22 protein-coding genes are annotated in these 25,798 nt (G+C 72.1%); 10 read left to right on the top strand and 12 right to left on the bottom strand.

What is annotated here, in order from left to right; all coding sequences use genetic code 11:
* The first annotated feature begins 261 nt into the window (after positions 1-261).
* A complete protein-coding gene (locus tag AB0B68_RS21060; RefSeq protein WP_357261949.1) occupies positions 262-2,025 on the top strand; it encodes a hypothetical protein in 1,764 nt (587 codons plus the stop codon).
* On the top strand, positions 2,025-3,821 hold the full coding sequence (locus tag AB0B68_RS21055; protein WP_357206243.1) for a hypothetical protein: 1,797 nt from the start codon (positions 2,025-2,027) through the stop codon (positions 3,819-3,821). The genes AB0B68_RS21060 and AB0B68_RS21055 overlap by 1 nt, the downstream gene beginning before the upstream one ends.
* Here the strand turns inward: AB0B68_RS21055 and AB0B68_RS21050 are convergent, their stop codons facing one another.
* Entirely contained in the window at positions 3,822-5,684 is a 1,863-nt protein-coding gene (locus AB0B68_RS21050) for a hypothetical protein (protein WP_357261922.1), read from the bottom strand.
* 133 nt (positions 5,685-5,817) lie between these two features.
* Between AB0B68_RS21050 and AB0B68_RS21045 the strand changes: the two genes are divergently transcribed.
* Together AB0B68_RS21045 and AB0B68_RS21040 are read left to right on the top strand one after the other, a co-directional pair.
* A complete protein-coding gene (locus AB0B68_RS21045; protein ID WP_357261919.1) occupies positions 5,818-7,116 on the top strand; it encodes a PQQ-binding-like beta-propeller repeat protein in 1,299 nt (432 codons plus the stop codon).
* Positions 7,113-8,390: a PQQ-binding-like beta-propeller repeat protein gene (locus AB0B68_RS21040; protein ID WP_357261916.1), complete on the top strand. Its 1,278-nt coding sequence runs from the start codon at positions 7,113-7,115 to the stop codon at positions 8,388-8,390. Before AB0B68_RS21045 ends, AB0B68_RS21040 begins: the two co-directional genes overlap by 4 nt.
* Here the strand turns inward: AB0B68_RS21040 and AB0B68_RS21035 are convergent, their stop codons facing one another.
* On the bottom strand, positions 8,391-9,542 hold the full coding sequence (locus tag AB0B68_RS21035) for a peptidase C39 family protein (protein ID WP_357261913.1): 1,152 nt from the start codon (positions 9,540-9,542) through the stop codon (positions 8,391-8,393). It abuts the gene before it with no gap.
* Between the two features lie 141 nt (positions 9,543-9,683).
* Here AB0B68_RS21035 and AB0B68_RS21030 point away from each other — a divergent pair, with 141 nt between their 5' ends.
* From AB0B68_RS21030 to AB0B68_RS21020, 3 genes are all read left to right on the top strand, one after another.
* Entirely contained in the window at positions 9,684-10,352 is a 669-nt protein-coding gene (locus tag AB0B68_RS21030; protein ID WP_357206235.1) for a response regulator transcription factor, read from the top strand.
* On the top strand, positions 10,349-11,524 hold the full coding sequence (locus AB0B68_RS21025) for a HAMP domain-containing sensor histidine kinase (protein ID WP_357206233.1): 1,176 nt from the start codon (positions 10,349-10,351) through the stop codon (positions 11,522-11,524). The genes AB0B68_RS21030 and AB0B68_RS21025 overlap by 4 nt, the downstream gene beginning before the upstream one ends.
* 239 nt (positions 11,525-11,763) lie before the next feature.
* The gene (locus tag AB0B68_RS21020; protein WP_357206231.1) at positions 11,764-12,201 is read left to right on the top strand and encodes a VOC family protein; all 438 of its coding nucleotides are present in this window, start codon (positions 11,764-11,766) and stop codon (positions 12,199-12,201) included.
* A gap of 111 nt (positions 12,202-12,312) precedes the next feature.
* Here AB0B68_RS21020 and AB0B68_RS21015 read toward each other — a convergent pair whose 3' ends face one another.
* From AB0B68_RS21015 to AB0B68_RS20980, 8 genes are all read right to left on the bottom strand, one after another.
* Positions 12,313-12,939 (bottom strand): dihydrofolate reductase family protein, encoded by a 627-nt coding sequence (locus AB0B68_RS21015; protein ID WP_357261910.1) that lies wholly within the window; start codon positions 12,937-12,939, stop codon positions 12,313-12,315.
* The gene (locus AB0B68_RS21010) at positions 12,936-13,412 is read right to left on the bottom strand and encodes an SRPBCC domain-containing protein (protein WP_357208556.1); all 477 of its coding nucleotides are present in this window, start codon (positions 13,410-13,412) and stop codon (positions 12,936-12,938) included. Before AB0B68_RS21010 ends, AB0B68_RS21015 begins: the two co-directional genes overlap by 4 nt.
* Complete coding sequence (locus tag AB0B68_RS21005) at positions 13,409-13,747, bottom strand: metalloregulator ArsR/SmtB family transcription factor (protein WP_357220954.1); 339 nt, start codon at positions 13,745-13,747, stop codon at positions 13,409-13,411. The genes AB0B68_RS21010 and AB0B68_RS21005 overlap by 4 nt, the downstream gene beginning before the upstream one ends.
* Positions 13,748-13,864: 117 nt before the next feature.
* The gene (locus AB0B68_RS21000) at positions 13,865-14,725 is read right to left on the bottom strand and encodes a hypothetical protein (RefSeq protein WP_357261907.1); all 861 of its coding nucleotides are present in this window, start codon (positions 14,723-14,725) and stop codon (positions 13,865-13,867) included.
* 170 nt (positions 14,726-14,895) lie between these two features.
* A complete protein-coding gene (locus AB0B68_RS20995) occupies positions 14,896-16,965 on the bottom strand; it encodes a 3-hydroxyacyl-CoA dehydrogenase NAD-binding domain-containing protein (protein ID WP_357261904.1) in 2,070 nt (689 codons plus the stop codon).
* Complete coding sequence (locus AB0B68_RS20990) at positions 16,962-18,158, bottom strand: thiolase family protein (RefSeq protein WP_357261901.1); 1,197 nt, start codon at positions 18,156-18,158, stop codon at positions 16,962-16,964. Before AB0B68_RS20990 ends, AB0B68_RS20995 begins: the two co-directional genes overlap by 4 nt.
* Positions 18,159-18,399: 241 nt before the next feature.
* Positions 18,400-19,728, bottom strand: coding sequence for a ribonuclease D (locus AB0B68_RS20985; RefSeq protein ID WP_357207092.1), 1,329 nt, complete (start codon positions 19,726-19,728; stop codon positions 18,400-18,402).
* 95 nt (positions 19,729-19,823) lie between these two features.
* A complete protein-coding gene (locus tag AB0B68_RS20980; protein WP_357207090.1) occupies positions 19,824-20,396 on the bottom strand; it encodes a DUF3000 domain-containing protein in 573 nt (190 codons plus the stop codon).
* A gap of 137 nt (positions 20,397-20,533) precedes the next feature.
* Between AB0B68_RS20980 and hemE the strand changes: the two genes are divergently transcribed.
* The 3 genes from hemE to hemQ are packed head-to-tail and all read left to right on the top strand — an operon-like array spanning position 20,534 to position 23,744.
* Positions 20,534-21,631, top strand: a complete 1,098-nt coding sequence (hemE, locus tag AB0B68_RS20975) for a uroporphyrinogen decarboxylase (RefSeq protein ID WP_357207088.1) — start codon at positions 20,534-20,536, stop codon at positions 21,629-21,631.
* 5 nt (positions 21,632-21,636) lie between these two features.
* Positions 21,637-23,046 carry a protoporphyrinogen oxidase gene (gene hemG, locus AB0B68_RS20970; RefSeq protein WP_357261898.1) on the top strand — a complete coding sequence of 470 codons (1,410 nt, stop codon included), beginning with the start codon at positions 21,637-21,639 and terminating at the stop codon, positions 23,044-23,046.
* Complete coding sequence (hemQ, locus tag AB0B68_RS20965) at positions 23,043-23,744, top strand: hydrogen peroxide-dependent heme synthase (RefSeq protein WP_196921722.1); 702 nt, start codon at positions 23,043-23,045, stop codon at positions 23,742-23,744. The genes hemG and hemQ overlap by 4 nt, the downstream gene beginning before the upstream one ends.
* A 264-nt stretch (positions 23,745-24,008) precedes the next feature.
* On the opposite strand, the gene AB0B68_RS20960 is transcribed toward hemQ, so the two are convergent.
* Positions 24,009-24,209: a GNAT family N-acetyltransferase gene (locus AB0B68_RS20960; RefSeq protein WP_357261946.1), complete on the bottom strand. Its 201-nt coding sequence runs from the start codon at positions 24,207-24,209 to the stop codon at positions 24,009-24,011.
* Positions 24,210-24,614: 405 nt separating this feature from the next.
* Positions 24,615-25,745, bottom strand: coding sequence for a lytic polysaccharide monooxygenase (locus AB0B68_RS20955; protein WP_357261895.1), 1,131 nt, complete (start codon positions 25,743-25,745; stop codon positions 24,615-24,617).
* Positions 25,746-25,798 lie beyond the last annotated feature (53 nt).

Genomic DNA, 25,798 nt, shown 5'->3' with positions numbered 1-25,798 from the left:
CGGTAGACTCCGCCGACTGTGACGCCTGCCGAGTCCCGCGCCCTGCCCGCGCCGCACCCGGAGGCGGTAGCCGACTCCGCCGAGCTGGTGAGCTACCGCACACCGGCCGGTCTCTTCGCCGGCCCGCCCGCGCTGGCCGCCCCCACCACAGCGCCGGCCGATCCCGAAGCGCCGGCCGACCCGGCCACAGCGCCAGCCGATCCCGAAGCGCCGGCCGCCCCAGGAGCGCCCGCCGAACCCGGAGCGCCGGCCGAGAGCGCGGTGCCGACGCGAGCACGGTGGCGGCGGTGGACCCGGCGGCGGCAGCATCTGGCGGTGGGCGGGCTGTTCCTGCTCGCCGCACTCTGGGTGACCAGCCGGATCTGGTTGGACCCCTCCGGTCGGGTGGCCTCGCTCTACACCGGTGACCCGGCGCAGGTGCAGTTCTTCCTCGCCCACTCGGTACGCGTGGTGCTGCACGGCGAGTACCCGTTCTACACCGAGCAGTTCAACTACCCGGACGGCGTCAACCTGATGGCCAACACTGCCGTGTTGGCGCTGGGCATTCCGATGGTCCCGGTGACGCTGCTCTTCGGGCCGGCGGTCTCCTTCGTGGTGCTGGTCACGCTCGGTCTCGCCGGCACCGCCATGGCCTGGTACCTGATGCTCTCCCGCCACCTGGTGCGTACCCCGCTCGCGGCGGCGGTCGGCGGCTGGTTCTGCGGTTTCTCGCCCGCGATGCTCTCGCACGCCAGTTGGCACCCGAACATCATCAGCCAGTTCCTGCTGCCGTTCATCGTGTGGCGGGTGCTGGTGCTCACCCGCTCCGGAAAACCGGTTCGGGACGGGGCGCTGCTCGCCCTGCTGGTCACCGCGCAGGCGTTCATCAACGAGGAGATCCTGCTCTTCACGGCGCTGGCCTGCGGCGTCTTCCTGCTGGCGGTGCTGGCTCAGGAGCCGGCCCGGTGGCGAGCGGCCTGGCGGCCTCTGGGCGTCGGCGTGGTGACCTGCGCGCTGCTGGCGGGGGCGCTGCTGGCGTACCCGCTCTACGTGCAGTTCGCCGGGCCGATGGCCTACCACGGGCTCAGCGACGCGGTGAAGGACTACGGCAACGACATCGCCGCCTTCTTCGCCCCCGGCTCGCCCACCCTCGGCGGCAACCAGCGAGCCAACATCAACCTGGCGCCGAACTACTCCGAGGAGAACGCCTTCTTCGGCTGGAGCCTGTCGATGCTGGCCATCGGCATCGTGGTCTGGCTGCGCCGGGAGTTGATCGTTCGGGCGCTCGCGGCGACCGGCGTGTTCTTCGCCGTGCTGTCCCTTGGCGAGCGGGTGTCCTGGTGGGACCGCGAGCTGATCACCGGACCGTGGCAGTGGTTGGTCCACCTTCCGCTGCTGGACGCGGTGGTGCCGACCCGGTTCGGGCTCATCACCAGCGTGGTGATCGGCCTGCTGCTGGCGCTCGCCGTCGAGCGGGCCTGGGCGCTACGCCCGGCCGACCGCCGTACCGTCCGGGTGCTGACCGCCGCGGGCCTGGCCTTCGCGTTGCTGCCGATCGCACCGATGCCGCTGCGGATGGTCTCCCGGCCGCCGGTGCCGGACTTCATCACGGCGGACCGGTGGCGGGCGTACGTCGGGCCGGACCAGACGCTGGTGCCGATCCCGGTGCCCAGCATGGGCAACACGCACGGCATGCGCTGGGCGGCGGCCACCAACCTCGACTTCAAGATCCCAGGCGGTTACTTCCTCGCGCCCCGCAACGGCAACACCGGTGACGCGGGCCGGTTCGGCGGTCGTCCCAGCGGCGTGGGTCAGATGTTGGAGGAGGTGGCGACCACCGGGCGTACGCCCAAGCTTGACGACCGGCAGCGTCGGCGCTTCGCCGACGAGCTGCGGCACTGGCGGGCGGCGATCCTGGTGCTGCCGGTGCGGCAGCAGAACGTCGAGCCACTGCGTCGTACTGTCGAGGAGCTTGTCGGTCCGGGCCGCCAGGAGTTGGACGTCTGGGTCTGGGACGTCCGGACGCTCACCGACCGTTCGGTCTGATGACCACCGGGACGACGTCCCCGAACATCTCGCCCCCGGCGACGGTCGGCGCGTCCCGCTCGGCCTGGCTGCGGGACGCGCTGGTGGTGGCCGGCTATCTGGGCCTCGCGGTGCTGGTGACCAGCGGGCAGTGGAGTCACCCGTGGCGGCTGTTCCACCAGGCGGGTGACCAGATCCTCTTCGAGTGGATGCTGGCTCACGCCGCGCATGCGGTGGTCGAGGGGGAGAACCCGCTCTTCAGCACCGCGTTGAACGCGCCCGACGGGGTCAACCTGATGGCGAACACGTCGGTGCTCGGTCTGGGTGTTCCGCTCACTCCGGTCACAGTGCTCTTCGGCTCGCAGGTGGCGTTCTGCGTGGCGGTCGTCTGCTGCCTCGCCGGGTCCGCCGTCGCCTGGTACGTGCTGCTGCGCCGCCGGCTGGTCGGCACCCGGGCCCCTGCCGCGGTGGGTGGGCTGATCTGTGGCTTCGCCCCGGGCATGATCGCCCAGGCGGGGGCCCACCTGCACATCGCCGCCCAGTTCCTGGTGCCCGCGATCCTCGCCCTGGTGTTCCGGCCGGCCTCGAAGACGACACGAGACGGCGTGTGGCGGCCCGGCGTCGGCCTGGGGCTGCTGCTCGTCTGGCAGGTCTTCATCGGCGAGGAGGTGCTGGTCTTCCTGGTGCTCGCGGCCGGCGTCTTCGCGTTGGGTTACGCGCTCGCCGACCGGGTGGCCGCACGGCGGCTGGCGCCGGCCCTCTGCGGTCGGCTCGCGGTGGCCGCCGGCGTGGCGGGGGTGCCGCTGGCGTACCCGTTGTGGTTCCAGTTCTACGGCCCGCAGCACTACTCCGGGATGGCGTTCGCCACGCAGGGCTTCCAACTGGACGTCGCCTCGTTCACCGCGTCGGCCCGGCAGACAGTGCTGGGTGACGACTGGCTGCCAGGGCTGCTCTCGCCGAATCCGACCGAGGAGAACTCGTTCTTCGGCCCGGGCCTGCTGGTGCTCGCCGTGGTGATCGTGATCTGGCAGTGGCGACGACCGCTGGTCCGGGCACTGGCCGCCTGCGGCGTGGTCTTCGCCCTGCTCTCGCTCGGCGACGAGTTGCGGGTGGACGGTGCGGCCACCGGCATTCCGGGGCTGTACCGGCTGGTCGGTGGGTTGCCGTTGCTCGATCTCGCGGTGCCGGCCCGGTTCGCGCTGGTCTGCGTACCGGTGCTGGGGGTGCTGGTGGCGCTGTCAGTGGACCGGGTCCGGGCCGCGCGGGGGCCGAACGTGGCACCGGGCCTACCGGTGCGGCTGCTGTGGGCCGGCGCGGTCGCCGCCGCGTTGCTGCCCCTGTTTCCGACGCCGATCCGCGTCGTGCCGGTCGCGCCGGTGCCGGAGTTTCTCGCCGCCGGTGGCTGGCGTCCGCTGGTGCCGCCCGGTCGGACGGTGGTCGCGGTGCCCCCGGTCACCGGTGCCGGGCGCAGCCCGGTGATGCTCTGGTCCGCCCGTACCGGTTTGGAGTTCGCCGCGCCGGGCGGTTACTTCATCGGCCCCAGCGCCCCGGACGACCCGGCGGCCCGCTGGGGCGCGCCGGACCGGCCCACGTCGGTGCTGCTGCGGCAGGTGGCCGAGACCGGCGTGGTGCCGGCGCTCGACGACGCCGCCCGCCGCCAGGCGGTCGAGGACCTGCGGCACTGGCGTGCCGCCGTGGTCGTACTCGGGCACCTGGAGCACGGTGACCCGGTCCGCCGAACCGTCGACGACCTGCTCGGCCCGGGCCGACCGGTCGACGGCGGATGGTTGTGGGACGTCCGGGACCGGGTCGGCTGACTAACCCACCAGGGCGCGCACGTCCCAGACCCAGACGTCGTCCACCCGCTGCGGTGGCCCGATCAGGGCGGTGACCAGCTCACGGAGCACCGCCTCGCGGGGGTGCGCCCCGAGCACCACCACCGACGCCCGCCAGAACCGTAGATCCTCGACGGCCTGCCGGCGGTTCTCGTCGGTCAGCGCCGGAACCGTGCCACTGTCCATTGTCGAGTAGATGAGGGTGCTGGTTGGTCGGTTCGGCGCGCCGAAGACCCCCTCATCCAGCTCGTTCGGGCCGATGAAGTAGCCGCCCGGAACGGGGAACTCCTGCCCGGTCAGCGCACTCCACCGCAGCGTCGGCAGACCGTGCACGTTGCTCGGGATCGGCACCGGCACCAGGGTGCGACCCGCCGGCACATACGGCCGCCAGCCGCCCGCGGTGATGAAGTGCGGCGGCGGGTCGATCTGCTGAGCGGGCAGCGGGCGGGGGAAGAGCGGCAGCACGGCGAGGGCGACCGCCGCGTACCCCACCGGGCGCAGCCACCGGCGGCGGGAGGCGGCCGGCGCGGCCGGCGCGTCGTCGGTCGTCGCCGGAGTCGCGTCGTCGACGCGCTGGGCCGGCACCCGCGGCCGGTCGGCCACCGCGCGCCCCTGGCGGTGCGCGGCGTCCCAGGTCAACGCGAGCAGTACGCCCACCGCGGCCGCGACCACCAGCGTCAACCGGGTCGGCATCATCATCTCGACCAGCGGCAGGTCGTCCGACACGTACGACCACGGGCCGCGCACGCCGGTCTCCACACCGTTGAAGCGCACGAACGGCCCGATCGCGGCCACGCTGAACACCACGATGAGCACCGCGGCGATCCGGGCGGCCAGCGAGCGGCGTACGAGCAGCACCAGAGCCACCACCGAGAGCAGCACCAGCGGCCAACCGAACCAGGTGTTCTGCTCGGTCAGACCGATCGTCTTCTCCACTGCCGGGTCACCGGCCCAGGTGTCCCTGGCGAACGTGACGAAGGCGACCAGGTCCTCGCCCCAGTTGTGGAACACGCCACCCTGCAGGCCCCGGTAGGACTGCGGGCCGTTGAACTGGAACCAGATCGGGTACGCGGTGAGCACCAGCGCCAGCCCGCCGGCGACGCCGAGTCCGGCCAGGAAGGTGCCGGCGGCGGCCCGGGTGGCCCGCGGCCGCTGCACGGCGTACGCCAGCACGATGACCAGGCAGGCCAGCGCGGTGAGCAGCAGCATCTCCTCGTTGATGAAGATCTGGTACGCCACCAGCGCACCGAGCACGAGGCCGTTGCGGCGCCACCGGCCCGGCTCACCCAGGGTCAGCACCCGCACCACGATCAGCGGGAGCAGGAAGTTCGAGACGAAGTTCGGTTGGCCGTTGGCGTGGTGGATGATTCCCGGCGCGAAGCCGAGGAAGGCGCCGCCGACGAACGCCGCCGCCCGGGAGCGCACCAGGTGGCGGGAGAGCATCCAGTACCCGGTGCCGGCGGTGGCCGCCAGCGCCGCGCCCAGGTAGACGGCGTACATCACCTGGGGGCCGAGCAGCATGGTCAGCGGGGCCAGCGGCAGGGTCACCCCGAGCAGCGAGGTGTTGGCCATCATGTTCACCCCGTCCGGGGCGTTCTGACGGGCCGTGAACAGCGGGTTCTCCAGGTGCCGCACCGAGTACTCGCCGTGCGCGAACAGCCACTCGAACCAACTGTGGTCGGTGGGCAGGTGCGAGGAGACCCGGCCGTTGACGTCACCCCAGTAGTTGAGGCAGACGAAGACGCCGAGCAGCACATAGGCTCCGAGGGCCAACAGGTCGGCTCGGGCCGGACGGCGTCGAGGCCGCCGTGTCGACTCGGCCTCGACCGGGTCGGCGTCGGTCACGGGAATCAGCGAAGGGTCTACCACCGGCACAGCCACGACGCGCCATCGTACAGGCGGGGTTCCGTCACTTTTGCCGGGCCGGTGCGCTGACGGTCGGTTTGCCGGACGGTGACTCGTCGGCCAGCCTTACCTGGTGACGGAAGGACGGTCGTTGTCGATCATCGAGCTGGGCGAGATCAGCGACGAGCCCACGTCGGCACCTCCGGTTCGCCGCCCGCGCGCCGTCGGTCGCCCGCTGCGCAGCGCGACTGTGTTGCTTCTCAGCCTGGTGATGCTGGCCGGTGCCGCGCCGCCGACGCAGCGCACGGTGAGCGTGGTGCCGGGGTCGCGGATGGCCACCGCGTATCTGGCCGGGGACGGGGTCTACGTGGTCGATCCGCCGGCACCCGACGGGGAGCGGTACCTGACCGCGTACGCCCAGCCGGCACCGACCGGCGTCGGGGTGCGGCGGCGGTGGCAGGCGCCGCTGGCCCGCACGGCCAACTACCTCGAGGTCCGGGTCGAACGGGGTCTGGTGCTGGCGCTGGCGGTCACCGCCCCGAATCGGCGGTTCCAGACCACCGCCTTCGACAGCGCGACGGGCCAGCAACGCTGGCAGCATCCCGGTGCTCCCCAGCCGACCCCTCGCGGTGGCCTGCTGGTGACCAATGGCCGAGAGGACGGGTCGGGCGCGATGAGCGGGGTGGAGCCCGACACCGGCCTGGTGCTCTGGTCGGTGCCGCTCCCGCCGGCCGCCAGCCCCACCTACCACCTCACGTCAGAGGGGCAGGTCGACCGGTTCGTGCTCCTGCAACCGACCGGCGAGGTGCAGGTGCACGACGCCGACACCGGCCAGCTGCTGCGCAGCATCGACACGCTGCCCGGTGACCGGTCGGCGTACCAGCGGGTGCAGATCGTCGCCGACCTGCTGCTGCTCGTTCCGCCGGGCAGCACCCGGCTGGTGAGCTTCGGGCTGGCCGAGTTGGAGCCACGGTGGACGGCGGAGGTGACGTTGGTGTCGCATGCGCTCGAATGCGGCGGTCTGCTCTGCGCGGTGCCGCAGACCGGCGGCCTCCAGGTGCTCGACCCGGCCACCGGCTCGGTGCGGTGGTCGGAACCGGGCCAGGACGTCCTGGCCGACGTCCGCTACGGTCGGCTGCTGATGGCCAGGCCCGGCCAGGGGTACGCGGTGCGGGACGCGGCCACCGGGCAGGTACGAACCGAACTGGGCGTGTGGAGTCTGATGCCGGTGCTGGGACCGGACGATCCGTTGGTCGGTGTGCGGCGAAGTGACGACGGTCGGATGGTCGTCGCCGAACTGGACCTGGTGGCCGGTCGGACGCGGATCGTCGACGTGCTGCCGGGTATCGCCGGCAGCTGCCAGGCGTCCCTGCCGGTCCTGCTCTGCCAGCGCCTCGACGGCACCACCGCGCTGTGGCGGTTGACGCGATGACCGGGCCGGTGATCGACCTCGGTGAGCTGCGGCACGACCCGGACCCGGACCCGGTGCCCCGCCCGCCCCGCGCTCATGGTCGTCCGCTGCGCGTGGCGCTGGTCGTGGTGCTCGCGCTCGTCACGCTCGCCGGTTCCGTCGTCACACCATCCCGGCCGGCCCCGGTGACGCTGCCGGTCCGGTCCGGGTCCGACGTCATGGTCGACGGTGACCTCCTCCTGGTCCTGGAGCCGACCAACACCACGACCCGACGGGCGCGGGTGTCCGCCTACCGGTTACCCGGCGGCGAGCCGGTCTGGCAGGCGCCGCTGTCGGCGGAGGCCAGGTACTGGGGGATGACTCCACTGGCCGGGATGCTGCTGGCCACCGGCTACGAGATCGGCCCGGAGGGTCGGGACACGATCACCGTCGCGCTGGACCGGGCGACCGGGGCGTACCGGTGGCAGCAGCCAGGCACCGTCTCCAAGCTGACCGACGGCAACGTGCTGCTGCGTAGCGGCGGCGAGACCTTACCGTCCACTCTGCGCGCGGTCGATCCGTGCTGCGGCACCGTGCGTTGGCAGCTCTCCGGCGCCAGCGCCGAGACGACTGTGCGGGGCACCGAGCGCGGGGTGGACCGGGTGGTGCTCAGCGAGGCGGACGGGCCGGTCGAGGTACGCGACGCGATCACCGGCGCGGTGCTGGCCCGCGCCGACCTGCGCCCGCCCGACGGTGGTCGGATCGGCCTGGACCTGACGAAGGACCTGCTTCTGGCCATCGACAGAGGCTCGGGCACTGTCACCGCGTACGGGCTGGACCAGCTTGAGGCCCGCTGGACCCGCGCCCGGCTCCACATCGACTTCGCGCTGGACTGCGGCCCCGTCCTGTGTGTGCGTACCGGCAACAACGAGCTACAGGCGCTCGACCCGGCAACCGGCGAGGTGCGCTGGAGCAGCACCCAGTGGGGGTGGGCCTGGCCGACCGGCGGCCGGCTGATGGCCAACATCAGCGGAATCGGTCCGCTGGAGCAGTACATCGTGCTCGATGCGCTGACCGGCCAGCAGGTGGCCGACCTGGGCCGGTGGGAGCTGTACCAACTCGGCCCCGGCGGCCGGTTGGTCGGCATACGGCGGCACCCCGACGCAGGGGTGCTCGTCGGTGAGTTGGACGTCGACGCCGGAGAGGTGCGCATCGTGGACGTGCTGCCCGACGCCACCGGGGAGTGTCAGGCGATCACCGGCTACCTGGTGTGCAGTGCGGCCGGCGGGTACCAGCTCTGGAAACTGACCGACTGATCACCAGTTGGCCTGGGCGGGTGGCGGGGGCAGCGGCACCGACGCGGGTCGCAACACGTACGCCACCCCGCCGCTGCCCCGTTGCCAGACCGCCTCGAACGCCTGCCGGGGCACTGTGCGACGGACCGCGTCGTCGTCCGGGGCGTACGGGTCGTTGAGCACCGGGTCGCCGTCGGCGCTGAAACCGACCAGGGCCATCAGGTGCCCACCGGTGTCGTACCCGAGCCCCGGCACCTCATGGGCCCGAAACGCGGCGGAGACGATCAGGGGGATGCCGGCGGCGACGAACTCCTCCGCCTCGACCAGCGACCGCAGCCGGGTGACGAACGCGTCCACCCCGTGCAGACCGGCGTACGCGGTGTTGAACGGCCAGTTGCCGGCCCCGGCGTACGCGTGGTCGTAGCAGTGCCGGGCGGCGTGGACCACCACCGGACGCGGGCCGGACGGCTCCACCCAGGCGTAGCGGTCCGGCGTCGGCTCGGCGCCCCAGTAGGCGAGCACCATCGAGGTGCAGGTGGGGCTGCACCAGGAGTCCCCGCCACCACCCCACTGCGGGTACTGGCCGGCGTGCAGCCGCTGCGAGTAGCGGGGCACGTCCAGCACCCGGCCCCAGGCGGCGGACGAGACGGGTTCCCCCGTGTACCCCTGGTCGACCGTCGCGGGGCCGGTGGCGACAGCGCCGATGCTGCGCAGCACCGGGCCGGTCGGGTTGCCGGCGGGCCGGCACAAGGTCACCCGCGTCTGCCAACCGGTGACCGTCGCTCCGGTCACGATCAGGGTGTCGGTGTCGACCCGGGCGGCAGTGTCGCGCTGTCCGGGCAGCGAGGTGCGCCGTACGGTGTCGTCGCCGGCGGCCCAGCGGGCCAGCCGGTACCAGTCGGTGCTGGGCGCGTCGTCGTGCCAGCCGCGCAGGTCCACCTCGATCCAGCAGCCGTCGGGGGTGTCCGCCGTCCAGGACGGCACCACCTCGGCGACGGCGAAGCCGACCGGTACCGGCGGCGACGTCCAGGTGCCCCGTTCGGCGACGCCGTCGAGGACGAGCCCTCGACCGTCGGCGAGCAGGTCTTCGCCGCTGCCGCTGCTCAGGTCGGCCGGCAGGTGGAAACCCCGGTAGGCGATGTCCCGCCGGGTGGGTGGTGCCGCAGTGGTCATGCCAGTCCGTCCGTCGCTCGATACCGCCGGCCAGCATCGCGTACGCCGCGGTGGCCCGCAACGCCGGCCGGCGCGGACGGCGAGGGACGATGGTTGCCCGCCGGCACTAGGTTGTCGGTGGTCAGCAGCGAGGAGGCCGGGATGCGGGTACTGGTGGTCGAGGACGAGCGCAACCTCGCCGACGCGATCGCGCGGGGGTTGCGCAAGCGGGGCATGGCTGTCGACGTGGCGTACGACGGCGACGCCGGCCACGAGGCGGCGTTCGTCACCCGGTACGACGTGGTGGTGCTCGACCGCGACCTGCCGGGTGTGCACGGCGACCAGATCTGCGCCGACCTGGCGTCCTCCGGAGCGTTGACCCGGGTGCTGATGCTCACCGCCAGCGGCACGGTGGCCGACCGGGTGGAGGGCTTGCAGCTCGGCGCTGACGACTACCTGCCCAAACCGTTCGCCTTCGACGAGCTGGTCGCCCGGGTGCAGGCGCTGGGCCGGCGGGCCACCCCGGCCGCGCCTCCGGTGCTCGAACTGGCCGACCTGGTGCTCGACCCGGCCCGTCGGGTGGCCACGCGCGCCGGGGTGCCGGTGGACCTCACCAACAAGGAGTTCGGGGTGCTCAGCGAACTTCTCAGGGCGCGTGGCGCGGTGGTCTCCAGCGAGGAGCTGCTGGAACGGGTCTGGGACGCGAACACCGACCCGTTCACCACCATCGTCCGGGTCACCGTGATGACGCTACGCAAGAAGCTCGGCGACCCGCCGTTGATCGAGACGGTGGTCGGTGCGGGCTACCGCACCGCCGAGGTGAGCGCGTGAGCCGCCGGCTGCGACCCACTCTGCGGTTGCGGCTGACCCTGCTCAACGGGGTGCTGCTGGTCGGGGCCGGAGCGATCCTGGTGTTGCTGGCCTGGCTGCTGGTCCGCGACGCGTTGCGACCCACCGACGAGTTGGTGCCCGGCACGATCGTGCTGCTCTCCGACGGCCGGCGGATGGACGCCGCCGAGTGGCAGCGGCAGTTGGTCGATGCCGCCTCCGGGGAGCTGCTGGCCAAGGGCCTGGTCGCGCTGCTGGCGATCAGCGTGGTCGGGGTGGCCGGCGCGTACGCGGTGGCCGGTCGGGCGCTGCGCCCACTGCACCAGGTCACGGCGACCGCTCAGCGGCTGGGTGAGGCGACCCTGGACCAGCGGATCGGCTACTCGGGCGCCGACGACGAGGTGGCCGAGCTGGCCAAGACGTTCGACGCCATGCTGGACCGGATCGCGTCCGCCTTCGAGGCCCAGAAGCGTTTCGTGGCGAACGCCTCGCACGAGCTACGTACCCCGCTCGCGGTGATGCGCACGGAGATCGACGTTACGCTCAGCGACGACGACGCGGATGCCGCCGAGTATCGACGGATGGCGACAGTGGTCCGCGACGCCTCCGAGCGGGCCAACGGCCTGGTGGACGCGCTGCTGGTGCTGGCCCGCAGCGAGGCGCAGGCCGGACGGCAGCTCGGCCGGCGTACCGAGTGTGACCTCGCCGCGGGCACCGCCAACGCGCTGTCGGCGATGCGCCGCGAGGTGGAACGGATCGGCCTGCGGGTGCAGACGTCGCTGGAGTCCGCGCCGGTCGTCGGCGATCCGGGGCTGCTCGACCGGTTGGCCGGAAACCTGATCGAGAACGCGGTCCGCTACAACCACCTGCACGGTCGGCTCTGGGTGCGTACCGGCACCGACGGTGACCGGTCCTGGCTGGTGGTGGGGAACACCGGTTTCGAGGTGGACCAGGCCGACGTGCCGGGGCTGTTCGAGCCGTTCCGCCGTGGTGGCCGGGAACGCACCGGTGCCCGTGGCTCAGGTCTGGGGCTGTCCATCGTCCGGGCGGTCTGCACCGCGCACGGCGGCACCGTACGGGTGGTCGCGCAGCCCGGCGGTGGCTTGGAGGTCACTGTCACCCTCCCGTCGTCGGACGCCCCGGCGGCGTCCGCGACGGTGTCCGCCGCCAGCTGATCGGGGTTGCGCACCTCGCTCGGCCGATGGCAAGATCACGTCGTCAGCTCGACAGGGAAGGGGGTGCGTCGATGTCCACCAGTCTCGGCTCCGCGCCCCGGGTCAGCGTCGGCTGACGTCCTGGAGGCGGAGCGCCCCCGCACGGGTCGGGCGCTGATCGCCCACTCGAAGGGGAACCAGTTCCTGCGTGGTGCGCCGGGTACACGGGCCGCACCACGTCACCACCGTGGAGGACCACTGTGAGTTCGACGATCCACAACATCAGCATCGACTGTCACGACACGTACGCCCTTGCCGGCTTCTGGTCGCAGGTCTTCGACTGCCCCCGGCAGCCCGACGACTTCCCGGGTGACCCGGAAGCGATGCTTCTGCCGCCGGGTGGCCCGGAGGTGCTGTTCATCGCGGTGCCCGAGGGCAAGACGGTGAAGAACCGGCTGCACCTGGACCTGCAACCCGCCGACCGGACCCGGGCCGAGGAGGTCGAGCGACTGCTCGGCATCGGCGCGACGCTGGTCGCCGACCACGTCGGCCCGACCGGTGGAGGTTGGGTGGTGCTCGCCGACCCCGAGGGCAACGAGTTCTGTGTGCTCGGAAACGCCGACGAGCGGGCGGCAGCGGCGGCGGCGCGGGCAGCGGCAGCGGCGCTCGCCACGTCGGAGGTTGCCGAACCGGCCTGATGGTCGACGTACGGCACCGGGGCACCGGCCACCTTCGCGTGGCCGGTGCCCCGGTTTCCCGCTGTCGGGGCGGGGCCTGATCGCGAGATTCCGGCGGTGGCCGGGCCGTGTCTAGACGAAGGCCGTCGCGCCTTCGTACTGCGCCGTCGGGGCGGCGCCGACATGCTCGTACTCGAGCAGGAGCAAGCCCTTCGCCGTCGCTTCGTGGTGAACCAGTCGGAGGCCGACGGATGCGTTCGGGTGGTCGAGCAGCCGCCGCCCGGAGCCGGCCACGGTGGGGGCCACGACGAGTCGGAGTGTGTCGACGAGGCCAGCTGACAACAGAGCCTTGCCAAGTCGTGCGCTTCCGTGAATCTGGAGCTCCCGTCCTGGCTGCGCCCTGAGCGCCCCGACGCTGTGGATCGGGTCGCCGTGGAGCACTGTCGTCGGGCGCCAACCACCCTCCGCCAGGGTGTTGGTCACGACGTACTTCGGTAGTGAGTTCATCATTTCGGTGAACGGATCGTTCGGGTCGGTGATCTGCGGCCAGTCGCGAGCGAACGCCTCGTAGGTCCGCCGTCCGAGTAGCAGACCGTCGGCGAGACCCAACCACTCCGAGGTACGGCGGACGAAGACCTCGTCCAGGTAGGGCACGAGCCAGCCGCCCAGGGTGAAGCCGCCGCTCGTGTCCTCGGTCGGCGAGCCGGGCCCCTGGCTGACGCCGTCGAGAGTGACGAACTCGGTAAGGACGATCTTCACAGCGCCTCCTGGCTCTCGGCGAGCCCGGCGAGTTGTTCGGTGACCGAGCCCCAGCCGTCCGCGAAGCCGATCTTCTCGTGAAGGTCACGAGCGGCGGGATCACCGTGGCGGACGATGATCCGGTAGTCCGTGCCGTCCGGATGGTCCTTCATGGTGATCTCCGCCGTCATCGGGACCGGGGTGGGGTTCGCGGGCCGCCAGGCGCTGTCGATCACGTTGGTGAACACGATCCGTTCGAGGTCGTCGACGACGAGGAAGCACGCGTCGAGGTGCGGGACGAACTCCACCCCGTCCTCGCTCAGTCGGGTCACGAGTGCGCCACCGGGCCGGACCTCCAAGCGGTCGACGCGGCACAGAGCCGGCGCCGGTATCCACCACTTCTCGAAGCGGGACGGGTCGGTCCAGGCGGCCCACACGGTGGCGCGAGGGGCGCGGATGACCCGTGTCATGGTCAGGTCCAGGTCGGGATTCATTGTTGGTTCTCCTGCTGATCGGTGACGAGGCGTTCCAGGCGATCCGTGCGCTCTTCCCAGACCCTGCGCTGCTCCGCGAGCCAGTCGTCGACGACAGCGAGGCGCTCGCGGTTGAGCACGCAGGTGCGCACCCGGCCGGACTTGGTCGTGTGGATCAGCCCGTTCGACTCGAGCGTCCGCACGTGCTTCATGAACGAGGGAAGGGTCATCGGAAGCTCGCGGGCGAGGTCGCCGACGCTCGTCGGACCGTGGCCGAGGCGTCGGATGACCCAGCGCCGGGTCGGGTCAGCGAGGGCGACGAACACGCCGTCGAGCTGCGCCGAATACTGTGCCATGCGGCTAAGTATTTCGGGAGATGATACTTAGCGCAAGGGCAAAGTATTGGCGGCCGCAGGAGAAGCAATGGGGGCCCCGGCCACCCGAAGGTGGCCGGGGCCCCGGTCGCGTACGGATCAGGACTGCTGCTCGACCTGGCCCCGGATCGCGGTGAACTCGGCCTTCGCCTGGTCGGCGGACTTGAAGTACATCACCACCATGCCCAGGCTGCCCCGGTCGGCCCAGACGCAGATGCCCAGCGGCACGGTCTCGGCCTTGCCGTCGCCGCAACGCGCCTCACCGCCGAGCGGGCCGGCGTCGACGGCCGTCATCGTGTCCACCGTCAGCTGCTTGGACAGGCCGTCCACATAGGCGTCCAGCTCCTTCTTCGGGTCCGACAGCAGCCCGGACACGCCCGCGATCATGACGAGGTCCTGCTTGGTCGGGTCGCCGTAGAAGGCGGCGACCGTGCTCGTCTCGTTCCCCGCCGCCGTCTTCATCCCGGCGACCGCCTGCTCGGCGGCCGTCAGGAGCTCCGGGTTGGTGAGCTTCGGCCGGCCGGCGAGGGTGGTCGGCGCGACGACCCGGGTCTTGCTCGCGTCCAGCGCTTCGTTCACCGGCCCCTTGGCGACGGCCCAGATGATCGCCGCGCCGCCGACGCAGAGCACCAGCACCACCGCCAACACGATCAGCACGATCTTGCCGACGTTCGACTTCTTCGCCGGGGGAGGACCGCCGGCCAGGTTCGGGTCACCGTACGGCTGACCCGGCTGCGCGTGTGGGAAGCCAGGCTGGGCCGGCGGGAAACCGGGCTGCGCGGGCGGGAAGCCCTGCTGCGCGTACGGCTGACCCGGCTGCGCGGGCGGGAAACCACCGGGCTGCTGCGGCTGTCCCTGCTGCTGCGGCGGCGGCCACCCGCCAGGCTGCTGGCCCGGCTGCTGCGACGGGTCGGGGGAATCGTGCGGCGGGCCGTAGGGATTGGCCGGCGGCTGAGACATCAGTCAGCTCCAAGATGGGGTTGCAAAACGCGTGATCCTAACCCGGCGCGATGCCCGCCGCCGTCCCCGCGAAAACCCGCATCCCGCAATCGTCTGATCACAAACGGTCGCGGTGGCCGGTCCGTCCGATAGGGACGGTCCGACCACCGCGACGGTGGTGCTGCGATCTGTCAGGCGGGCAGGCTCGCCGCGCCGGGCGGCAGGAACCGCTGGCCGGTGACCCGCTCGGAGGTGCCGGTCCGGTCCAGGTACGGCGTGACACCGCCCAGGTGGAACGGCCAGCCGGCGCCCAGGATCATGCACAGGTCGATGTCCTGCGCCTCGGCGACCACGCCCTCGTCCAGCATCAGCCGGATCTCCTGCGCGAGCGCGTCGAGGGCGTTCTGGCGTACCTGCTCGGCGGTCAACGGCTGATCACCCACCACGAGCAGCTTGGCCACCTCCTCGTTGACCTCGTCGTCGACCACGATCGGCTGACCGGAGTCGGCGATCCGCTTGAGGTTCTCGCTGACCCCGAACCGGTCCGGGTACGCGGCGTGCAGGGTGCCGCCCACGTGGTACGCGACGGCCGGCCCGACCAACTGGAGCAGAGCGAGCGGACGCATCGGCAGGCCCAGCGGGTCCAGTGCGCTGTTCGCCACGTCCAGCGGGGTGCCAGCGTCGACGGCGGCGAAGACGGTGCCCAGGAAGCGGGTGAGCAGCCGGTTCACCACGAACGCCGGAGCGTCCTTGACCAGCACGCTCGACTTCTTGAGTTGCTTACCCACGGCGAACGCGGTGGCCAGGGTGACGTCGTCGGTGCGCTCGCCCCGGACGATCTCCAGCAGCGGCAGCACCGCCACCGGGTTGAAGAAGTGGAAGCCGACCACCCGCTCCGGATGCTCCAACTCGGCGGCCATCTCGGTGATCGACAGCGAGCTGGTGTTGGTGGCGAGCACCGCCTCCGGAGAGACGACCTTCTCCAACTCGGCCCAGACCTGCTTCTTGACGCCCAGGTCCTCGAAGACGGCCTCAATGACGAAGTCGGCGTCGGCGAACGCGCTCTTGTCGACAGTGCCGCTGACCAAGCCGTACAGCTTGGCGGCGGTGCCCTTGTCCATCCGGCCCTTGGTGACGGCCTTCTCGATCTGGGTGTGCACGTAACCGACGCCCTTGTCCACCCGGGACTGGTCGAGGTCGGTCATCACCACCGGCACCTGGAGGCGGCGGGCGAACAGCAGCGCCAGCTGGCTGGCCATCAGACCCGCGCCGACGATGCCGACCTTGGTGATCGTGCGAGCCAGGCCCTTGTCCGGTGCGCCGGCCGGGCGCTTGGCCCGCCGCTGCACCAGGTCGAACGCGTACAGGCCGCTGCGCAGCTCCTCGGAGAAGACCAGGTCCGCGAGGGCCTCGTCCTCGGCGGCGGTGCCGGCGGCGAAGTCGCCGTCCTTCGCCGTCTCCAGCAGGTCGAGCGCCTTGTACGCGGCCGGGACCGCGCCGTGCAGCCGCTGGTTCAGCGTCTCCCGGGCGAAGTAGAGCACGCCCGCCCACATGTCCTTGTCGACCTCGGGTCGGGTCACTGTGACCTGACCCCGGACCACGCCGGCAGCCCACTCCAGGGACCGCTCCAGGAAGTCCGCCGGCTCCAACAGGACGTCCGCGATGCCCAGCTCGGCGGCCTGCTTGGGCTTGAGCATCTTGTTCTGCATCAGCGGGTTCTGGATGATCACCTGGGTCGCGGCGGGGATGCCGATCAGGTTCGGCAGCAGCTGGGTGCCGCCCCAGCCCGGCACCAGACCGAGGGACACCTCGGGCAGCGCGAGGGCCGCCGCGCCTCCGGAGAGCGTCCGGTAGTGGCAGTGCAGCGCCAGCTCCAGGCCACCGCCCATCGCCGCGCCGTTGACGAACGCGAAGGTGGGAACGGTGCTGTCCTTGAGCCGGGCGAAGACCCGGTGGCCGAGCCGGCCGATCTCCAGCGCCTGCGCGCGGTCGGCGAGCTGCGGCAGGCCGACGATGTCCGCGCCCACGCAGAAGATGTACGGCTTGCCGGTGACCGCGATGAACGCCGGGTCGGCGGCGAGCGCGGCGGTGATCGCCTCGTCCAGGCTGGCCAACCCACCCGGGCCGAAGGTGTTCGGCTTGGTGTGGTCGAAGCCGTTGTCCAGCGTGATCAGGGCGGCGGGCCGGTCCAGCCCCGGCACGTTCACCTGGCGCAGCAGCGCCTTGGTGACGACCTCGTTCGGTGCGGCGAGCGTGCTCACTTGTTGCCCTCCGTCCAGTGCGGGTTCTCCCAGATGACCGTGCCGCCCATGCCGATGCCGATGCACATCGCCGTGAGGCCGTAGCGGACCTCCGGGTGCTCGGCGAACTGGCGGGCCAGCTGCGTCATCAGCCGTACGCCGGAGGACGCGAGGGGGTGACCAATGGCGATCGCACCACCCCACGGGTTGACCCGCGCGTCGTCGTCGGCGATGCCGAAGTGGTCGAGGAAGGCGAGCACCTGCACGGCGAAGGCCTCGTTCAGCTCGAACAGGCCGATGTCGTCGATGCTGAGCCCGGCGAGGCGCAGCGCCTTCTCCGTCGACGGGATCGGGCCGACGCCCATCACCTCCGGCTCGACACCGACGAAGCCGAACGACACCAGCCGCATGGCGACCGGCAGACCCAGCTCGCGGGCGGTGGCCTCGTCGGCCAGCAGACTCGCGGTGGCGCCGTCGTTCAGGCCGGCCGCGTTGCCCGCGGTGACCTTGCCGTGCGGGCGGAACGGGGTCTTCAGGGTGGCCAACTTCTCCAGCGAGGTGTCCCGCGGGGCCTCGTCCACGGTGGCCAGGCCCCAGCCGCCCTCCGCGTCGCGGATCGACATCGGCACCAGGTCGTCCTGGAGCTTGCCGTTGGCGTACGCCTTGGCGGTCTTCTGCTGCGAGGCGAGCGCGAACGCGTCGGTGCGTGCCTTGGTGATGTGCGGGACCAGGTCGTGCAGGTTCTCCGCGGTGGAGCCCATCACCAGCGCGGACGGGTCGACCAGCTTCTCCGCGATGATGCGCGGGTTGGGGTCGACGCCCTCACCCATCGGGTGGCGGCCCATGTGCTCGACCCCACCGGCGATGGCGATGTCGTACGCGCCCATGGCGATGCCGCTGGCCACTGTGGTGACCGCTGTCATCGCCCCCGCGCACATCCGGTCGATGGCGAAGCCGGGAACGGTCTTGGGCAGCCCGGCCAGCAGGGCGGCGGTGCGGCCGATGGTGAGGCCCTGGTCGCCGATCTGGGTGGTGGCCGCGATGGCGACCTCCTCGACCCGCTCCGGGGGCAGCTGCGGGTTACGACGCAGCAGTTCCCGGATGCAGCGGATCACCAGGTCGTCGGCGCGGGTGTTGGCGTACATGCCACCCGCCTTGCCGAACGGGGTACGGACGCCGTCGACGAAGACGACGTCGCGAACTTCACGGGGCACTTGAGCCTCCTAGCCGAGGGGCACGTTGCCCCGAATGCTACTCGTCAGTAACCAACCCCGTCCCCCACCCCCCGCTGTGGCCCACCCCACACCGGCGCGCGCCAACGCCCCGTTGATCATGAAGTTGTTGCCATCGGCATCGGCGTGTCCTGGCAATAACTTCATGATCAACGGGCGGGCGGGCGGGGCGGGCGGGCGGGCGGGCGGGTGGGGGGGCGGGGCGGCAGGTCGGGGTGGGGGGTTAGGGGATTGGGGTTTTTGGGGCCAGGGCTTCGGTCAGGTCGGGGACGAGGAGGCCGATCTGCCACTCGCGGGCGTTGAGGCCGCGCAGGGTCTCCGCCACCGACTCCTCGGTGATCTCCTCCGGCGGGGTCCAGGCCAGCCGGCGGACCGAATCCGGAGTGATCAGGTTTTCCGGCGGCAGGTTGTGCTCGCCGGCGATGCGGATCACGACCTCCCGGCAGCGGGCCAGCCGACCGGCCGCCACCGGGTCCCGCTCGGCCCACCGGTGCGGTGGGGGCGGGCCCTCCACGGCCGGCGAGACCGGCAGGGAATCCTCCGGTAGTTGCCGGGCGTCGTCGAGCGCGGCGAGCCAGGTGCGGGCCAGCCGACGGACCGACCGACCGCCGAAGCCGGGCAGGGTCAGCAGGGTCTTCTCGTCCTTCGGGTCCAGCTCGGCCGCGGCGATGATCGCCGAGTCGGGCAGCACCCGACCGGGAGCGGCGTCGCGCCGGGACGCGATCTGGTCCCGGGCGTACCACATCGAGCGGACCCGGGCCTGCGCCCGCGCCCCCCGCAGCCGGTGGATGCCCGAGGTGCGCCGCCACGGCTCCGCCCGAACCCGGGGCGGGCGTGCCCCGGTGCGGACCAGCGCCGCGAACTCCTCCGCGGCCCAGGCCGACTTGCCCTGCCGGGTCAACTCGGCGTCCAGCGCGTCGCGCAGGTCGGTGAGCAGCTCCACGTCGAGGGCGGCGTACGTCAACCACGACTCGGGCAGCGGTCGACTCGACCAGTCGGCCGCCGAGTGGTGCTTCTCCAGGGTGAACCCGAGCAGCTGCTCGGTGAGCGCGGCCAGCCCGACGCGTTCGAACCCGGCCAGCCGAGCCGCCAGCTCGGTGTCGAACAGTCGGCGTGGACGCAACCCCACCTCGGCCAGGCAGGGCAGATCCTGGCTGGCCGCGTGGAGGACCCACTCGGCCTCACCGATCACCGCGTCCAGCGCGCTGAGGTCGGGCAGTGGCAGCGGGTCGATCAGCGCCGTGCCCGCACCGGCCCGGCGAAGTTGAACGAGGTAGGCCCGTTGGCTGTAGCGGTAGCCGGAAGCCCGTTCGGCGTCCAGCGCGACCGGGCCGGTGCCCGCCGCGAAGCGGGCCACGACCTCGGCAAGCTCGGCCGGGGCGGCCACCGGATCGGGGGTGCCGTCACGCGGGGCGATCAGCGGAACGGGCCCACCGTCGGCCGGGTCAGCCCCCTCGCCCGCCGGCTGCGGCTGGGCCGACGGCGGGTGCTGGGGTGCGTTTCCCGGAAGTGCTTCGGTGGGCCGACGGCGCAGGGGTGGTTCGTCGGTCACCTGCCAACCCTAGTGCGCGCGGAGATCCGGCGGGTGCAGCCGGTCCGGCGTGTGTCGATCAGGTGTCCGCAAGATGTCCTCCCGAGGGCCGAACGTCAGGCTGCGCCAGCCGGGCGGCGGTCGGCGAGGGCGGTGACGCCCGGTGGGGGGAGACCGGCGGTGGAGGCGAGCAGGGCGCACCAGCCGAGCAGGTGCGGGGTCAGGTCGTCGTCGACCGGCGTCCAGGACGCGCGAATCTCGATGTCACCGATGGTCGGTGGCCCGGCGAGATCGCCGAACCGGGTCGACATGGTCTGCGTCACCGTTCCGCCGATCGCCCGGTGGCCGGCGTCCTGGGCGTCCAACGCGTCGGTCAGCCACGTCCAGCCGACCCCGGGCAGCAGCGGGTCGGCGGCCAGATCGACCTCCAACTCGGCTGTCACGTAGGTGACCAGCCGCAGGGTGCCCTGCCACGCCTCGTGCCCGACCGGGTTGTGCAGCAGGATCAGCCGACCGGTCGCCACCTCGTCGTCGTCGCGCAGCACTGTCGCGGCGAGCGCGAACGCGTACGGGGCCAACCGCTGGGGAGCGCCGACCTCCTCCAGGGTGATCTCCGGCCGGGGGGCGGCCGACCGCAGCCCGGCGACCGCGCGGGCGAACGTCTCCGGGAGCGCGATCGGGGGGGCCATGTCGGCAGCCTATGCCGCCGTCCGTCGCCCGCTTCGACGGCGCGCCGACGCTCGTGAAGGGCACCGGGCGTAAGGAACGGTGCCCTTCCTCTCACCCCCACCCGGTTTCCGGTGGTGGGCGTGGCACGATTGCGGCGATGACCACGGACACCACGGGCACTGTCGCCCGAGACGGAGAATCCCGCCCCGGCGGACCAGCCGACTCGCCCTTCATTCGGGCCTGCCGACGTCGGCCCGTCCCGCACACCCCGGTCTGGTTCATGCGCCAGGCCGGCCGCTCCCTCCCGGAGTACCGGGAGATCCGGGCGAGCGTGCCGATGCTGGAGTCCTGCCGGCGCCCGGAGCTGGTCACCGAGATCACCCTCCAGCCGGTGCGCCGACACGGCGTGGACGCGGCGATCCTGTTCAGCGACATCGTGGTGCCCGTCGCCGCCGCCGGGATCGACCTGGACATCGTGCCGGGCACCGGCCCGGTGGTCGCCGAGCCGATCCGCACCGCCGCCGACGTGGAGCGCATCCGCCGGATCACCCGCGACGACGTCTCGTACGTCGACGAGGCCGTCCGGCAGTTGGTGGTCGAGCTCGGCGACACCCCGCTGATCGGTTTCGCCGGTGCGCCGTTCACGCTGGCCAGCTATCTGGTCGAGGGCGGACCGTCGCGCACCCACGCGAAGACCAAGGCCCTGATGTACGGCGACCCGGAGCTGTGGCACGCGCTGTGCGCCCGGCTGGCCGAGGTGACGCTTGCCTTCCTGCGGGTGCAGATCGAGGCCGGCGTCTCCGCCGTGCAGCTGTTCGACTCGTGGGCCGGCGCGCTCTCCGAGGCCGACTACCGCCGTTTCGTGCTGCCGCACTCGACCACCGTGCTGAGCGGGCTGGCTGACGCCGGGGTGCCCCGGATCCACTTCGGGGTGGGCACCGCCGAGCTGCTCGGCGCGATGGGCGAGGCCGGGGCCGACGTGGTCGGCGTCGACTGGCGTACGCCCCTGGACGTGGCCACCGGCCGGATCGGCGCGGACAAGGCGGTGCAGGGCAACCTGGACCCGTGCGTGCTGCTCGCGCCGTGGCCGGTGGTGGAGGCCGAGGTGCGCCGCATCCTGGAGCAGGGCCGGGCGGCCCCCGGGCACGTGTTCAACCTCGGCCACGGGGTCATGCCGGAAACCGACCCGGAGGTGCTGACCCGGGTGGTCGCGCTGGTGCACGAGCTGTCCAGCCGCCGAGCCGACCAGGGCTGACCGGAATGCGGCGGCCCTGGCGGGTGGCGGTGGTCGGCGGCGGGATCGCCGGGCTGGCCGCCGCGGTCCGCCTGCGCGACCGCGCACCCGCCGGCACCGAGATCACTGTGTACGAGCAGTCCGGCGCGCTGGGCGGGAAGCTGCGCACCGGGGAGCTGGCCGGTCAGCCGGTGGAGTTCGGCGCGGAGTCGTTCCTGATGCGCGACCCGACCGGCGCCGAGAGCGCGGCGGTGGCCCTCGCCCGCCGGCTCGGGCTGGCCGAGAAGATCGTGCACCCCACTGTGGGGCAGGCCGCGCTGGTCATCGACGGAGGGCTGCGCCCCATCCCGGGCGGCACCCTGGTGGGCGTACCCGGGGATCTGGATCGGGTGGCCACTGTCGCCCGCCCGGCCGCGGACGCCGACACCGACGGCGGGCGGCCGCTTGTCGGGCCGGACGCTGACGTTTCGGTGGGCGCGCTGGTCCGGTCCCGTTTCGGCGACGAGGTGGTCGAGCGGCTGGTCGACCCGATGCTGGGCGGCGTGTACGCGGGCCGTGCCGACGATCTTTCCCTGGTCACGACGATGCCGGCGCTGGCCCGCACGGCCCGGGTGGAGCACACCCTGGTCGGTGCGGTCCGGGCCGCGCAGGCCGCCGCGCCGCGCGCGCCCGGTGCCCCGGTCTTCGGCACCCTCGCCGGTGGGCTCAGCACCCTGGTCGAGGCCGCCGTGACGGCCAGCGGCGCGACGGTACGGCGGGACGCCGCCGTGCGCGAGCTGACAGCGACCGACACGGGTTGGCGGCTCACCGTCGGCCCGACCCGCGACAGTGAGCTGGTCGACGTGGACGCCGTGGTGCTGGCCGTGCCGGCGCGACCGGCGGCGCGGCTGCTCGCCGGCCCCGCGCCGGCGGTGGCGGCGGGCGTCGGTGCGCTGGACTACGCGAGCGTCGCGCTGGTCACCATGGCGTTGCCGCAGCCGCGACTACCCGAGCTGTCCGGCTTCCTGGTGCCGAGCACCGAGGGCCTGCTGATCAAGGCGGCGACCTTCTTCACCACCAAGTGGGGGCACCTGCGCCAGCCGGACGGGTTGGCACTGGTACGCGCCTCGGTGGGCCGGTACGGCGAGGAGGCGCACCTGCAGCGCCCCGACGCGGACCTGGCGGCGACCGTGCACCGGGAGTTGTCGGCGGTGCTCGGCACCTCGCTGCCCGCCCCGGTCGACGGGCACGTGCAGCGGTGGGGCGGTGCGTTGCCGCAGTACGCGCCGGGGCACGCCGACCGGCTCGGCGCCGCGCGGACGGCGCTGCGGGCCGCGCACCCCACACTGGTCCTCGCCGGCGCCGGCTACGACGGCGTCGGCATCCCGGTCTGCGTCCGCTCCGGCGAGACGGCGGCCGAAGAGATCATCACAGCACTGGGAGGATCGGCGAGATGACCGAGCAGACCAACGCGGCCCGGTTGCGGGAGCTGAACGACAGCATCCGCTACACCATGTGGTCGGTGTTCCGGGCCAGCTCCCCGCTGCCGTCGCTGCGGGACAACGTCACCGGCGAGGTGGTGTCCCTCTTCGACGAGCTGGCCGGTAAGGACGTGGTGGTCCGGGGCGTGTACGACGTCTCCGGGCTGCGCGCCGACGCGGACGTGATGATCTGGTGGCACTCCGCGTCCCCCGACGCGCTCCAGGACGCCTACCTGCGGTTCCGTCGCACCACGCTGGGCCGGGCGCTGACCCCGGTGTGGTCGCAGATGGCGCTGCACCGGCCGGCGGAGTTCAACAAGAGCCACATTCCGGCGTTCCTGGCCGGTGAGGAGGCTCGCCCCTACATCTGCGTGTACCCGTTCGTCCGCTCCTACGAGTGGTACCTGCTGCCCGACGCCGAGCGGCGCGAGATGCTGGCCGAGCACGGCAAGATGGCCCGCGGCTACCCGGACGTGCGGGCCAACACCGTCGCCTCGTTCGCGCTCGGCGACTACGAGTGGATGCTCGCCTTCGAGGCCGACGAACTCCACCGGATCGTCGACCTCATGCGGGACCTACGCGCCTCCGGCGCCCGCCGGCACGTCCGCGAAGAGGTCCCGTTCTACACCGGCCGCCGCCGCTCAGTAGCCGAAATCGTCAACTGCCTGGTCTGACGGGCGCGCCCCTCGCGCCCGCGCCTCCGCGATCTTGCACTTTCTGCTCCGGCGAAAGGGGCGTAAGCCGCGATCTGGCAACCGAAAGTGCAAGATCGGCGCACCGGCTGCCCCGACCTGGTCGATCATGGAGTTGTGGTGCCGGTTTTGGGAACCCACGGGTCCTTTGTCGACCACCACAACTCCTTGATCGACGAGGGGCAGGTGGATCGGCGAGGGGCACGGGGCTGGCTCGGCGGCATGGAGGGTTACGGGTCGTCTCGCTCAGCGTGACGGGGTGAGGTGTGGTGGTTGGAGGGGGCGGAGCATGATCTGTTCTCGGCGTACGCCGTCGGGCATCAGGTCGCCTGGCTCGTCGGTCAGGCGGAAGCCAGCGCGGTGGTAGAGGGCCTTCGCGCGCGCGTTGTCCGTCCTGACGGAGAGCCGTAGCAGCTCGGCGCCGCGCTCCTGGGCCCAGCGCGCCACCTCGTCCACCAGGCGGTCGCCGACACCGCTGCGCGAGCGTCGGGGTGCACCCACATCGAGATCAGGTCCACCATGAGCGGGTCCGTCGTGGGTACGCCGCTCGACATCCCAACCGGACGCCGGTCCAGGACGGCCACCAGGTTGAGTGAGCCGGGGATGTTCAGCCGGTCGCGCCAGCGCTGTTCGCGGTCGCCGTCGCCCTGCCAGTCGGCGAGCCGTGAGCCGAACGCTTCCGGTGCCTCGGCGAGGGCGGCCAGCCGCAGCTCCCGCCAGGTGGGCCAGTCGTCGGGGGTGAGCACCAAGATGTCGATCATGCGGCGATGGTGCCCGGACGGATCGCCGGGCACCACCGCATTTCCGCCGTCCGGCGCCGCACCCCCGCCCGGGTGCGGCGCCGGCCGGGGATCAACTGGTCGTCGTACAGGAGACCAGCGGAACCGGGTTGCTGCCGTTCCACGAGCCGAGGAATCCGAACGTGGTGCTCGCGCCGGCGGCGAGGGTGCCGTTGTGGTTGACGTTACGTGCGGTGACGAGCGTGCCGTTGGTGCTGACCGTCGCGTTCCACGACGACGTGACCTGCTGACCGTTGCCGTAGTTCCAGCTCACGGACCAGCCCCGGGTCGGTGAACCGCCGGCGGTCACCTTGACGTCGGCCTGGAAGCCACCGGACCACTGGCCGGTTACCTGGTACGTCGCCGTGCAGGCACCGGCCGGCGGCGGGGTGCTCGGCGGCGGCGTGGTTGGCGGCGGCGTGGTTGGCGGGGGAGTGGTTGGCGGGGGAGTGGTGGGCGGCGGGGTCGTCGGCGGGGGCGTGGTGGGTGGCGGGGTGGTCGACCCGCCGCCGAAGTCGACGTCGCTGCACAGGTAGTACGACTGGTCCAGGTGGCTGGCCTGCCAGACGGTGTAGACGATGTGCCGTCCGGTGCGTCCCGGCGCGCTCACCGGGATCTGGATCGAGACACCACCGGTGTCCGGGTTCCACTGGGAGGCCGGGGTGTTGCCGATCTGGCCGGCCAATTCCAGGTTGCCCCAGCCGAGCGGTTGGGTGGCGGAGTTGAAGCCCTGCTTGGTCACGTACACCCGGATGTAGTCGGCGCCGTGGCTGGCCTGGTCGAAGAAGCGGAGCCGGAAGTTGTTCGACACCGATGTGGTCTTCCAGGCGCCGACGGTGTCCAGCGCGTTGTAGCGGGGGCTCTGGGTGCGTCCGCCGCTGCACAGTTGGCCGTCGGGTACGGCGGCCTGGTGGTTACCGCCCACGCCCTCGCGGAACAGGCCGTTCCAGTTCCACATGGCGGCCGGGTCGGACTGCCAGGCCTGCCAGCACATCGGGTCCTCGGTGGCCATCCGAGGGTTCTGGAAGTCGGCGCCCCAACGTTGCCAACAGCTGTAGTTGCGCGACGCCGGGTCGACCACCGAACCGTGCGCCGAGGCGGGCTTGGTCAGGATGGTGGTCAGTGCGGCCGTCAACAGGAGCGCGGTGGCCGCCACGATGGCGAACAGCCAGAGCACGCGTCGTGATCGGGTGAGTGTGGACATGGAGCCCCCGGGGGGATGAGGTGGGACGTCGACACCCGGATCGCCGGGAGTTG

Source organism: Micromonospora sp. NPDC049049 (assembly GCF_040649115.1).
Lineage (GTDB): Bacteria > Actinomycetota > Actinomycetes > Mycobacteriales > Micromonosporaceae > Micromonospora.
The sequence above is the reverse complement of the archived record's forward strand: the minus strand, read 5'-3'. Positions and strand labels throughout refer to the sequence as shown.